The sequence below is a fragment of the Pseudomonas sp. LAMO17WK12:I1 genome, assembly GCF_900177315.1.
Lineage (GTDB): Bacteria > Pseudomonadota > Gammaproteobacteria > Pseudomonadales > Pseudomonadaceae > Aquipseudomonas > Aquipseudomonas marginalis.
The window spans coordinates 157,546-169,301 of sequence record NZ_FWZV01000010.1 but is presented as its reverse complement, the minus strand read 5'-3'; the positions used below and the strand labels follow the sequence as shown (position 1 = coordinate 169,301).

The window sequence follows — 11,756 nt, the reverse complement described above, 5'->3', positions numbered from 1 at the left end:
CATCTTTTCCAGCATGAAAATCGGGCAACAAACATGCATTCCAAGTTAGGCGCCGTATCTGTTGGGCAACGTTGCTGTTGTCCGACAAAAGACAGCGGAGGATTATTTAAATATTAAATAGCGCTAAAGCCGCTCAAGTTGAACGGCGTACTTGATAATTGGATCCATTGTATTGTCACGGTGTCATTAGCGACATTAAACGGCCACTGTTTATATTTATATATCGGCGCCAGCCCTCCATTATCGGGACCAGCGCCAGCCCGTGTCGTGCAATGCCCGTAACAACGTTTCGCCTTTCAAGCCCGGCACCTGTATACCGTCGTCGGTCACCATGTCTTCGCCCGCCAGGATCGCGTTGATGATCGCCTCCTCCACCGCCTCCGCCGCAGCGCTGAACAGCGGGGAAATATGATCGTTATTCACCATCTGCAAGGTGCTGCTCAACGGCAGGCCTTTGCGCGCGTAGTCTGCTGGCGGCAGATCCTGGTTGCCGGTGGCGAAGGCCAGGAACAGATCACCGCTGGAGTCCTCGGTGCCGCCGCCGGTGCGTGCGATGCCGATAGACGCGCGTTGTGCCAGGCGCTGGCATTGGTGCGGCAGCAGGGGCGCATCCGTGGCGATGATCACCACGATCGAGCCCATGCCCGGCGTGCCTCGTTCGGCGAAGGGTGACGGGATGTCCATCAAGCAGCGGCCCACCGGATAACCGTCGACCCGCAGTTCCTGGCGCTTGCCATGGTTGGCCTGGACCAGCACGCCGACGGTCCAGCCGCCCTGCTCTGCCGGCAAGCGCCGCGAAGCGCTGCCGATACCACCCTTGAATTCATGGCAGATCATCCCCGTCCCACCGCCCACGGCGCCTTCTTGCACGGGGCCGCGTTCGGCGCTCTCCAGCGCCTGGCGCACATGCTCGGGGGTGACGTGCTGGCCCCAGATGTCGTTGAGCAGGCCGTCGTAGGTTTCCATTACCACCGGCATGCACCAGTACACCGCCGGGTCCGCCAGGCGCTCGCGCTCCAGGGCAATCAAGGTGTCGCGCACGATGCCGATGCTGTGGGTGTTGGTGATGGCCAGCGGCGTGGTCAACAGGCCCGCCTCGCTGATCCATTCCAGGCCGGTGGCGTCGCCATTGCCGTTCAGCACGTGATACCCGGCAAAGCATGGCTGCAACCGCGCTTCCCCGGCGCGGGGCTGGACCACGCTGACGCCAGTGCGCACCTGTTTACCGTCGACGCGGGTCTTGAGCGTACAGTGACCGACCCGAACCCCGGGAACGTCGGTGATGGCATTCAACTCACCGGGTGTGCCCAGCCCCAACGTGATGCCCAATTGACGTGCACGCATAACCACTCCTTACAATTTTTGAAAGGCCAGACTCGACCGGCCGCTGATGCAATACAGAATCACCGACAGGGCCAGCAAGCCGATGATGATCATGATGTCGCGTACTGACGCCGCGTAGATCAAGGTCACCAGCAAGTAACCCGCGCCCAGTGCAGCCAGCAACGCCGGCAGCGGCCACAGCGGCATGCGATAGGGATGCTCGCGGTCGCGCAGCAGCACGCGGCTCATCAGCGCGCTCAACGCCACCACCAGGTACACCAATATGATCAGCAATACGCTGAACGAGGTGAGGTCGGCCAGGTTGGAGCTGAAGCTCAGCAACGCCGACGGGATCGCCAGGAACAGCGTGGCCAGCCAGGGTGAATCCCAGCGCGGATGAATGCGGGTGAACAGCTTGTTGATGGTAGGCGTCCACAATGCATCGCGCCCGCTGCTGAACACCACGCGGCCGATCTGGATAACGATGGCGACGATGGCGTTGAACACCGACAGGAAGATCCCCGCACTGACCAGGCGCGACAGGGTTTCATTGCCATGACTGGTGAGCAGGTAGCCGATGGGGTCCGGACTGCTGATCATCGCACTCAGCGACGGCGCGCCGATCAGCAGCGCCGTGATCGGCACCAGCTCGATCACCACCACCAGGCCCAGGGACCACAGCACCGCCTTGTGTACGCCCTTGCCCCCGCATTTCATGTCTTCGGCCAGCAACACGGCGGGGCCGTAACCGTTGTAGGAAAACAGGCCAATGCCTACCGCGCCGATCACCAGGGCCCAGGGCGCCAGGTGCAATACACCGTTTTCGACGATCTGGGGTTGAAACAGCACGCTGGCGGGCTGCACCGGGTTACCGAAGCCGATGCACACGATCACCAGCAACGCCGCGACTTCCAGCAGCAGGCAGGTCCCGGTGATCCAGGCGTTGAGCTTGATATTGAGGATGCCCAGGGCGTAGCTGCACACCACGATCACCAGGGCCACGGTTTGCGCGTCGAATGTCGTACCCAACGCGTTGTTGAGGTAGGTGGCGGCACCGGTGGCCAATACCGGCGGGATAAACAACAGCATCACCAGCACGGTCAGGAACGTCGCGTAGCCGGCCATGCCGCCGAACACGCGCTTGGCATACACATACTCGCCACCGGCGCTGTTATGGGCGCGGCCCAGTTCGGCGTAGCAAAACGCGAACATCAGCGCGAGCAGCCCTGCCATCACGAACGCCAGGAACACGCCGCTGCCGGCCTGCTGGATGGCAAAGGGCGCGATCACGAAGACGGAACTGGCGGGGGTCACAGCCGAAACGGTAATGGCCACCACATCGAAGACGCTCAGGGTGGGTTTCAGCACGCCGTCGGGCGTGGGGGAAGTGCTCATATCGTTATCCTCTGTCGTTGTTCTTGGTGTGAGGCAGAAACGAAAGGTCTGAAAGTGACGGGATATGTTTCCCGCTGAATGATGCCAAAGGTAACCGTGGGGTTTATGCCAGCCAATTCCCCTATTGGCGTACTCCCCTTGACGGCTCCCGGCAAAAGCCGAACCCTTGGCCGACCTTTTGCTGGCGGGAGCCTGCTACATGAGCCTGTTTCGTGAAGTCGGCATGCACGCCGGCCTGGGCCGCACCGTTGCGCACATCGGCACCGAGCGTTTCTGGAAACAGCTGGTGCTGTTGCTGCACCAGTGCGTGCCCTTCGATAACGCGCTGGCGATCTTCTACCCCGTGGATGGTGCGCCCCAGGCACTGGAAGAGTACGACGCCCAGCCGAGCAGCAAGCCGGCGTCGATGCTGGTGTACCTCAATGGCCTGTATTTGCTCGATCCGTTTTTCCAGGCCTGTCGCGAGGGGTATGCCAGCGGTGTGTATCGCCTTGAGGAAGTGGCGCCGGACCATTTTCGCCAGAGCGAGTATTTCCTCAGCTACTTCCACGACAACGTGCTGGAAGACGAGGTGCAGTTGATCCTGCAATTGCCGGGCGCGGGGACGTTGTCGCTGTCACTGGGCATGCAGCGGCGATTCAGCGTTGAGGAGACCGGGTTGCTGACGACGCTGGCCGCCTGGGTGCTGCCGTTGATGCAGCAGCATTGGCAACAAAGCACCCGGCGCGTGCCGGCCATGGACAGCCAGATCAGGGATGCACTGAGCCAATTCGGTTGCGGCGTGCTTTCGGACCGCGAACTGGAAATCGCCCGCCTGGTACTGCGCGGGTTCTCGTCCAAGGCCATGGCCGAACGCCTGCATATCTCGCCGGACACGGTGAAGGTGCACCGCCGGCATCTGTACGCGAAGCTGGACATTTCGTCACAGCCGGAATTGTTTTCATTGTTTATCCAGTCGTTGGGGCATGACCTGGAAAACCCGTGAAGCCCAGGGTGTACTCAAACCCAGTGTGGGAGGTCCCACACTCTCTTCGACCTGGCGCTGTCGCGCAGAAAACTGGGACCCCTGTGGTGAGCGGGCTTGTCCCGCGTCGAGCTGCGCAGCAGCCCCAAAACCAGGCGCAGAGGAATACCTGATACACCGCATTCGTCTTCATCAAGGGCGCTTCGCACCCCAGCGCGGAACAAGCCCGCTCACCACAAGAATGCGGTCGCCTGAAATTGTTTATGCAAGACTCCGATTAATGGGGGGCTCGCCCTCCCCCCACATCAGACTTCTTCAGCGGCCCATACGAATGGTGTTCCACACCCGCGTGCGAATCCGGTCGATATTCAGCGGCATCGCTTCCAGCGCGAATAACTTGCCCATCATTTCGTCGCTGGGGTAGATCTTGGTGTCCGCCTTGATCTCAGGGTCTACCAGGCTATCCGCTGCACGGTTGCCGTTGGCGTAGTGCACGGAGTTGGTGATATCCGCCATCACCTGGGGCTCCAGCAGGTAGTTCATGAACGCGTAGCCGGCCTTTTCATCGGGGGCATCGGCGGGCATGGCGACCATGTCGAACCAGATTGCGGCGCCTTCCTTGGGAATCTCATAGCCGATCTTCACCCCATTCTTGGCCTCCTTGGCGCGGCTTTCGGCTTGCAGTACGTCGCCGGAGAAACCGACCGCCACGCAGATGTCGCCATTGGCCAGGTCGCCGGTGTATTTCGAGGAGTGGAAGTACGCCACATAGGGGCGCACTTTCATCAGCAGCGCCTCGGCCTTTTTGTAGTCCTCGGGGTTTTTACTGTGGGGCGGCAGCCCCAGGTAGTTGAGGGCGATGGGCAGCAATTCCGGGCCGTTGTCGAGGATCGCTACCCCGCACTTGCTGAGCTTTTCCATGTACTCGGGCTTGAAGATCAGGTCCCAGGAGTCGACCGGTGCGTTATCCCCCAGCACCGCCTTGACCTTGTCGATGTTGTAACCGATGCCGGTACTGCCCCACAGGTACGGGAAGCCATGGGCATTACCCGGATCGTTGTTTTCCAGGGCCTTGAGCAGGACGGGGTTGAGGTTTTTCCAGTTGGGCAACTGACTCTTGTCGAGCTTCTTCAGGGCGCCGCCCTGGATCTGCCGTGCCATGAAGTGGTTGGACGGAAACACCACGTCGTAGCCGGAGTTACCCGTCATCAGCTTGCCGTCGAGGGTTTCGTTGCTGTCATACACGTCGTAGCTGAAACCGATGCCGGTTTGTTTCTGGAAATTCTTCGTGGTGTCCGGCGCGATATAGCTGGACCAGTTATAGATCTTCACCGTCTCGGCGGCCTGGCTGATAGCGGCCACCAACATCATGGGCAACAGGGCAATGGCTTTCATGGTTCGATTTCCTGGCGATTTTAGGGCTGTTTTTATGGCAGGCGATCAAGGATCAAAGCGTTACAAAATCAGTACGTAGGTTTTGCGCACGGTTGCCTGGATGTCCCAGATACCGGTGCTGTTGGCCGGCAACATCAGTGCGTCACCGGCTTGTATGTGAACGATTTCACCGTTGTCAGGGGTGAAGGTGCAGCGACCCTGGATAAAGTGGCAGAACTCCTGGGATGTGATCTGCCGACGCCAGCGGCCCGGGGTGCATTCCCAGATACCGGTCTCGACGCCGTCGCTGCGTTCAACGCTCAAGGTCGAGGCCACGGCGATCGGCTCGCCCAGGGGCACGGCCACCGGTGATGAGTCCGGCAGGTGGGCATGCAGCGTGTCTTTGAATTGAGTGATGCTCATGGGGGTTTTCTCGTGTAGGTGAAACGGCTCAATGCATGAAACCTTCCATGAACCCGGCTATGCCGATCGCCAGCTTGCGGCGCCAAGGCGCTGTGTTGGGGTTGGCCAGCACCTGGTCTTCATGGACGAAACTGCGAATGATCGCGTTGTAGCCAAGCCAGCGGCATGGCTCCGGCTCCCAGGCCTTGAGCGCGTGCAGGCCACGCTCGCGGATCACCCAGGGTTGGTGGATCAGCGGTGTGTCGCGACCGAGGATCAGGTCGGCCAGGGTGCGGCCACCCAGGTTGGTGGCGCCGACGCCCTCCCCGCCGTAACCACCGGCCAGGGCGATGCCGATCTTGTGATCGCAGAGCATGTGCGGGCGGAAACGGCGCGACATGCCAAGGTTGCCGCCCCAGGAATGGGTAATCCGCACCTTTTTCAGCTGTGGGAAGAGTTCGCCGAACAGGTAGCGGCGCAGTGCCAGTTCGCTGTCAGTCAAATCAAAGTTGTGGCGCAATTTGCCGGCGAACTGGTAACCGCCGCGGGCGCCGAACACCAGGCGGTTATCCGCCGTACGCTGGCCATAGGTGACCTGGCGGCTACTTTCGCCAAAGGCCTGGCCATGGCTCAGGCCGATTTCATCCCAGGTACCGGCGGGCAGCGGTTCGGTGGCAACGATCAGGCTTTGCACCGGCAACTGGTATCGGCCCAGGGGCGGCAAGGTATTCGCATAACCTTCGACAGCCGGCACCACCCAGGCAGCGCGCACACGGGCCTTGGCGGTGCGCACAGTGCCGGACTGCCAGTGGGTGACCGGACTGTTTTCATAAATCGTCACGCCCATGTTCTCCACCACCCGCGCAAGGCCGCGCACCAGCTTGGCCGGGTTGATCGTGGCGACATGGGGGGCATGGATACCGCCATAGGGCTTGGCGATGCGGATCTGTTCAGCCAACTGTCGAGGGCTCAGCCAGCGGTAGTCGGCTTCGGTCAGGCCTTGGGCGTAGAGTTTGTCCAGGTAAGCGCGCAGGCTGCCTTCCTGTTCGGGATAGCGCGCGGCGCAGTACAGCACGCCGCCCTTGCGGTAGTCGCAGTCGATGCCTTCACGGGCCAGGACCTGGGCCACTTCGTCGGGAATGCCATGCAGCAGGTCGAAGGAGGCGCGGCGCTGTTCAGGCGCAAGGCCGGCCAGCAGGCGGTCTTCGCCCAGCAGATTGCCCATCAGCCAGCCGCCGTTACGGCCCGAGGCGCCGAAGCCGGCGGTTTGCGCCTCGATAATCGCGATCTTCAGCTCAGGCGCCTGGCGTTTGAGGTAGTAGGCCGTCCACAGGCCGGTGTAGCCGGCGCCGATAATGGCGACATTGACGTCCAGGTCATGCTCAAGGGACGGCCGCGCTATCAGCGGGTCATCCAACTGGTCCATCCATAAACTGATGTTGCGCCATGCCGGCATGCCAAGCTCCCCAACCACGTTTCGATGGGGGGATCCTAGAACTGCGGGTTATTCGCTGTCTTGCGCGCGTGCACGCAGGGAAATTTGTTTGACGTAGGCCTTGGGCGACTGGCCGGTGTGCTGGCGGAAGGCGCTGTAGAACGCCGACAACGAATTGAAACCGGCGGCGAAGGCCAGGTCGTCGATCTTGATCGGCGGTTGTGCTGTATCCAGTGCGGCCAGCAGGTGCTGGAGCCGAGCCTGGTTGACGTAGCGGTAGAAACTTTGCCCCAGCACCTGGTTGAGCAGGTAGGAAATCTGATTGCGGCTGTAGCCGCATTCCTTGGCGACGCGCTGCAGGTCCAGTTCCGGGTCCAGATACGGCTGCCTGCGCTCGAAGTACTGCTGCAAGTCATTGGCCATATGCCCCAATTGCTGGGGTGACAGGCCCAGGCGGCTGACGCTGGGGCGCTGGGCCTGAGAGGGTTGTTCATGCACCAATGACGCGTACTCATTGACGCGCCAGATCAACCCATCGCGGACGGTGATGGCCTCGCTGGTGCGGAATGACACCAGCCCCTGACCGCCGCGCAAGGTGATGCGGTACTGGATGAACGCCGTGTCGCCATCGGCGCGGATGCGGTCGGTGTGTTCAATGGCCTCGTCGGCTTCCCGGGGCATGCTGGCTTGCAGGTACTCACGCAGTTCGGCGTAACCGACCACACGGTTCTGGAAAAAGTCGTGGTACTGGATGTCCGGGTGGTAGTAGGACATCACGCCGTCAAGATCGCGATGACGCCAGCACAGGTGGTGGCGCAACACCAGCTCACGCGTGGCATGGGTGTTATGGCAATCATCGTCTGGCGCGATGTCGGGCATGGAAGGCTCTGAGGCGGGTAAACCTCGGAGATTGCCGAATTTTGCCAGTGCCGACAATGGCCAATTGGAACTTCGCATTAGTGGCATTGTGCCCAGTCGTGAGTAAGAGATGACCCACATCAAGTGAATGGCTGACAACCGCCGAACGGGGCAGAAAAAGTCACCTTGTACTTGCGAACGAATGCTATTTTTAGCTCCTACGACGCCACGACCAGTGACGGTCCTGGCCCCCTGCCGCGAGCTAAAGGAAGCGCTCAATGAACAAGGTGGGCAACATGAACAAAGTGACATTCCCCAACGCCTGCCAGCTGATGCGCTGGCATTTTCATCCGATGGGCTTCGAGGGCAGCATGGATGCGCCCGGCAGTATGGTCGCCCGCCTGTTCGACCGGGCCAGCGGCGAGACGCTGATTGCCATCGCCGGCATCCCCTGCGCCACTGTGATGAATGCTGCCGATGTGGAGCGGATTATCGAGGCGGTGGAGGATGAGTTGGAGTCGTTTGTGCCGCCGTTGTCGCTGAGGGCCTGATTCCGGCCCAGCCAACAGAAAGAAGCTCAACTGTGGGAGGGAGCAAGCCCCCTCCCACATTGGAATCGCATTTATCCCCTGCTAATGGCGCTGATCGTCGAAAAACGCTTTCTTGCCGTCGACCCGCTCCGAGGCCTTGGGCACATTCACCGCCTGGCCTTCGGGTTTTTCCACATACCAGTAGCAATGGCTCACGGCCCGGGTAATCCCGACGTAGGCCAGGCGCAGCACTTCGTCCTTTTGCGCAGTGTCATAGGGTTCGCTGTCCCCCTCCTTACCCAGGCCCGCCATGCGGTAGACCTGGTTCTTGTAGGGCGAGCTGGTCACATGCTGGCAATCCCCGAGCAGGAACACCGTATCCGCCTGCAGGCCCTTGGCGCTGTGGTACGTCAGCTGCTTCAACCTGCGCGTCGCTGCAGGCAAGCTGGAATCAACATTAACAATCGACTGAATATGCTCTTGAATCAGTAGCTTATCGCTACTTTTTCGATACAGCATTAATATCGAATCGCCCCTTTGATAATGCTCCAGCAGTTGCCGCCCCAACGCCGCATCGTCCCGCTCCAGTACCGTGACCGGCACCAAGGCTTTTGGCGTGCCGCTGGCCTTGGCCTTTTTTCCCGGGATTGCCGGCGCAGCGCGCACGATATGTTCGGCGGCGTCGATGATGTGCTGATGGCTGCGGTAGTTCTCGCCGAGCATGACGCGGGTAGTGCTCGGCGCCGGGAATTGCTGGTTGAATTCCATGAAGTACTTGGGCGAACTGCCGCGCCAGCCGTAGATCGACTGCCAGTCATCACCCACGCACAGCAAGGACGAACGTTGCGCGCCACGGCCCACATGCATCGCCGGCCCACGACTGCGGATTTCCCGCAGGCTGGCGCGTATCCACGAGACGATCTGGGGCGATACGTCCTGGAATTCGTCGATCATCAGGTGCGACATCGGCCGCAGCAGCGGATCGCTGAGGAGCTTGAGGTTTTCCGGGGTGTTCTCGCCGAACAGCGAGAACATGCGGTTATAGGTCATGATCGGCGGCGACTGATCCAGCAGGTGATCTTCCAGGGCTTTCCAGAAGATGCTCAGGGCCTCGAAGAAGAAGCGGTCCGGGTCGTCCTTGGCGAAGCTCATCTGGCCGACGGCAGTCGGCACGTCCAACCCCAGGTTCTCGATAAAGCCGGCGGCCATCACGAAACTGTCCAGCAGCGGCGCCGACACCAGCTCGCCCTTGACCTTGTAATCAAAACCGGGACCCGCGCTGGCATCCCCGGCGAGGCTGCTTAACAGACGCTTTGATGCGTCATAGCTATCAAACCATATCAATGGCTTACGACAGAAAGCTTGAAACAAGGTGCGCTTTACCGCCCACTCTGCACGGACCGACAGCTTCGAATTCGGCCGGCTGATCTGGGCATTTTCCCTGGGATCAAAGCCCAGCATTACCCACGCATCCAGCGCCGGGATATAGCCGTGGCAATGGAACTGCGCGCCATTGATTTCGAAGCGCTGGCGACTGGGCTCAATCCCCTTGATCGGCCAGGCGCCGGCACGAAACCACAGGTCCTCGATCACATCGCAGAGTTCTTCATCGCGCTTGGCCGCCAGTTCGGTCACGGCTATGCGCTTTTGTACATCCGGATGATCGCGCTCCAGTTCGCGCAGTTGCAGGCCCTGGCGTGCCAGTGGCGCAATCAGTTCACGAAACCGTGCATGTCGCCCCTGCAACTGGTGGTAGCACGCATTCATCTGCTGGCGCTGGGCGTCGCTGATGCGCAGGTCGAACGGGTTGCTGTCAGCGTCTTCGAAACCGGCACTGAGGTTTTCAAACGCCTGCAGGCGTTCAAAACCCGGCAGGCTGCGGACCATCGGCAGGATGCGCGAGTGAAAGGTCCGTACCACCGCCTGGGCTTCTTTCATATCAATGGGTTGGCCCCACAGGGTGAGAATGTCCATGAGCTTGTTGATGAAGTCTTTGCGCGACTCGCGGGTGAAGGTCACCACGGTCATCGAGCTCAATTCGAAGCCCAGGTAATGGGTGAGCAGCAAAATACGCAGCACCAGCGAGGTGGATTTACCCGCGCCGGCACCGGCGATCACCGAGGTTGACGGCGTATCGCTGAAGATCATCTTCCATTGCGCCGCGCTCGGCTGGGCATGGGCCGGCAGCAAGCGGGCCACGTCAGCCTTGATGCGTTTCTTCACGTCGGCGGTCAAGGGTAGCCGCCAATCGTCGAACAGGCTGTCATCGACGCCGGGCGCGCTGTGCTCATCGGGACGGAAGTCGCGGATCAACAGGACTTGTCGGCCTTCCTCGATGCCATCGGCCTTGCCCTCGCGATAGCCATACTCCACGCCGGCCTCGTGACCACTGCGAAAACCATCGGCCTGCCCGTGCAACCAGGAAAACCGATGCTGTGCGCGCAAACGCGTCAGGCCATGGCCAAACAGGCGTGCGGCAAGGCGTTTGAGCAGCGGCATTTCCGCCAATGGACGCAGTTCGGGGGGCAGATCAGGCTTGTGTTGCGGCACGCGGACTCCTGCGATGAGCTGGGTTTTGACAAGGGCACCATGGTCGCCGGAATCGGCGCTCAGTTCCAGCCAATTGCTTTACCGTCATGCAGTTAGGCGATGAAGTGAAAGTCAAAACGCCAGCAATCAATCTAATTCACCGATAGGAATCAGGCATTTTTTACGCTTTTTATCGATCATGGGCTCACGGATCATGGGCGCCATCAACAGGAGACGATCATGCTTGAACTTCGACCTTTCAACACCCTGGGCGGCGCCCACCACGGCTGGCTTGACGCCCATCACCACTTTTCATTTGCCGAATACCACGACCCCAAGCGCATGCACTGGGGCAACCTGCGGGTCTGGAACGACGACATCATTGCCCCCGGCACCGGCTTCCCGCAGCACGCCCATCGCGACATGGAGATCATTACCTATGTCCGTGAAGGCGCGATCAGCCACGCCGACAACCTGGGCAACAAGGGCCGCACCGAGGCCGGTGACGTGCAGGTAATGAGCGCAGGCACGGGGATCGCCCACAGCGAGTACAACCTGGAAGCGACGCCGACCAAGATCTTCCAGATCTGGATCATCCCGAACGAGGCCGGCCTGCCACCCTCCTGGGGCGCCAAGCCGTTTCCGAAAGGTGATCGCGAAGGGTTTGTGACCCTGGCCAGTGGCAAGGCCGGTGACAGCGAGAGCCTGCGCATCCGCGCGGATGCCCGCCTGGTAGCGGCGAACCTGAAAGCCGGGGAAAGCGCGGAATACCGCTTGGACAGCGGCCGTCGAGCTTACCTGGTGCCGGCGACCGGCGTGATTGAAGTCAACGGCTTGCGTGCGCACGCTCGAGACGGTGTAGCGGTTGAGAATGAGCAGGTGTTGCGGGTGACGGCGGTTGAAGACAGCGAGATCGTGTTGGTCGACCTGGCCTGATCAACCCTGT

Annotated in this window: 10 protein-coding genes; 3 read left to right on the top strand and 7 right to left on the bottom strand. The window is 60.8% G+C overall.

Annotated features, from left to right (window positions below):
• Nucleotides 1-240: 240 nt before the first annotated feature.
• Nucleotides 241-1,344: a DmpA family aminopeptidase gene (locus B9N88_RS20135; protein ID WP_027605777.1), complete on the bottom strand. Its 1,104-nt coding sequence runs from the start codon at nt 1,342-1,344 to the stop codon at nt 241-243.
• Between the two features lie 9 nt (nt 1,345-1,353).
• Nucleotides 1,354-2,718: an APC family permease gene (locus tag B9N88_RS20130; RefSeq protein WP_027605776.1), complete on the bottom strand. Its 1,365-nt coding sequence runs from the start codon at nt 2,716-2,718 to the stop codon at nt 1,354-1,356.
• A gap of 199 nt (nt 2,719-2,917) precedes the next feature.
• Here B9N88_RS20130 and B9N88_RS20125 point away from each other — a divergent pair, with 199 nt between their 5' ends.
• Nucleotides 2,918-3,703 (top strand): helix-turn-helix transcriptional regulator, encoded by a 786-nt coding sequence (locus B9N88_RS20125; RefSeq protein ID WP_027605775.1) that lies wholly within the window; start codon nt 2,918-2,920, stop codon nt 3,701-3,703.
• A 294-nt stretch (nt 3,704-3,997) separates the two neighbouring features.
• Here the strand turns inward: B9N88_RS20125 and B9N88_RS20120 are convergent, their stop codons facing one another.
• Genes B9N88_RS20120 through B9N88_RS20105 form a run of 4 tightly spaced genes read right to left on the bottom strand, consistent with a single transcriptional unit; the run spans nt 3,998 to nt 7,772 of the window.
• The gene (locus B9N88_RS20120) at nt 3,998-5,077 is read right to left on the bottom strand and encodes a polyamine ABC transporter substrate-binding protein (RefSeq protein WP_027605774.1); all 1,080 of its coding nucleotides are present in this window, start codon (nt 5,075-5,077) and stop codon (nt 3,998-4,000) included.
• Between the two features lie 60 nt (nt 5,078-5,137).
• Nucleotides 5,138-5,479, bottom strand: coding sequence for a cupin domain-containing protein (locus tag B9N88_RS20115; protein ID WP_027605773.1), 342 nt, complete (start codon nt 5,477-5,479; stop codon nt 5,138-5,140).
• 28 nt (nt 5,480-5,507) lie between these two features.
• Nucleotides 5,508-6,914, bottom strand: a complete 1,407-nt coding sequence (locus B9N88_RS20110) for an NAD(P)/FAD-dependent oxidoreductase (protein ID WP_027605772.1) — start codon at nt 6,912-6,914, stop codon at nt 5,508-5,510.
• A gap of 48 nt (nt 6,915-6,962) precedes the next feature.
• Nucleotides 6,963-7,772 (bottom strand): helix-turn-helix transcriptional regulator, encoded by an 810-nt coding sequence (locus B9N88_RS20105; protein WP_027605771.1) that lies wholly within the window; start codon nt 7,770-7,772, stop codon nt 6,963-6,965.
• A 257-nt stretch (nt 7,773-8,029) separates the two neighbouring features.
• On the opposite strand from B9N88_RS20105, the gene B9N88_RS20100 reads away from it, so the two are divergent.
• Nucleotides 8,030-8,302 (top strand): DUF1652 domain-containing protein, encoded by a 273-nt coding sequence (locus tag B9N88_RS20100; protein ID WP_027605770.1) that lies wholly within the window; start codon nt 8,030-8,032, stop codon nt 8,300-8,302.
• Nucleotides 8,303-8,383: 81 nt separating this feature from the next.
• Here B9N88_RS20100 and B9N88_RS20095 read toward each other — a convergent pair whose 3' ends face one another.
• The gene (locus tag B9N88_RS20095) at nt 8,384-10,831 is read right to left on the bottom strand and encodes a UvrD-helicase domain-containing protein (RefSeq protein WP_027605769.1); all 2,448 of its coding nucleotides are present in this window, start codon (nt 10,829-10,831) and stop codon (nt 8,384-8,386) included.
• Between the two features lie 219 nt (nt 10,832-11,050).
• Between B9N88_RS20095 and B9N88_RS20090 the strand changes: the two genes are divergently transcribed.
• On the top strand, nt 11,051-11,746 hold the full coding sequence (locus B9N88_RS20090; protein WP_027605768.1) for a pirin family protein: 696 nt from the start codon (nt 11,051-11,053) through the stop codon (nt 11,744-11,746).
• The last annotated feature ends 10 nt before the right edge of the window (nt 11,747-11,756 follow it).

What these genes read in the sequence shown, in the direction of transcription:
- B9N88_RS20105 (WP_027605771.1), bottom strand. Translation starts at nt 7,772, where the DNA reads ATGCCCGACATCGCGCCAGACGATGATTGCCATAACACCCATGCCACG.
- B9N88_RS20120 (WP_027605774.1), bottom strand. Translation starts at nt 5,077, where the DNA reads ATGAAAGCCATTGCCCTGTTGCCCATGATGTTGGTGGCCGCTATCAGC.
- B9N88_RS20110 (WP_027605772.1), bottom strand. Translation starts at nt 6,914, where the DNA reads ATGCCGGCATGGCGCAACATCAGTTTATGGATGGACCAGTTGGATGAC.
- B9N88_RS20130 (WP_027605776.1), bottom strand. Translation starts at nt 2,718, where the DNA reads ATGAGCACTTCCCCCACGCCCGACGGCGTGCTGAAACCCACCCTGAGC.
- B9N88_RS20135 (WP_027605777.1), bottom strand. Translation starts at nt 1,344, where the DNA reads ATGCGTGCACGTCAATTGGGCATCACGTTGGGGCTGGGCACACCCGGT.
- B9N88_RS20125 (WP_027605775.1), top strand. Translation starts at nt 2,918, where the DNA reads ATGAGCCTGTTTCGTGAAGTCGGCATGCACGCCGGCCTGGGCCGCACC.
- B9N88_RS20090 (WP_027605768.1), top strand. Translation starts at nt 11,051, where the DNA reads ATGCTTGAACTTCGACCTTTCAACACCCTGGGCGGCGCCCACCACGGC.
- B9N88_RS20115 (WP_027605773.1), bottom strand. Translation starts at nt 5,479, where the DNA reads ATGAGCATCACTCAATTCAAAGACACGCTGCATGCCCACCTGCCGGAC.
- B9N88_RS20100 (WP_027605770.1), top strand. Translation starts at nt 8,030, where the DNA reads ATGAACAAGGTGGGCAACATGAACAAAGTGACATTCCCCAACGCCTGC.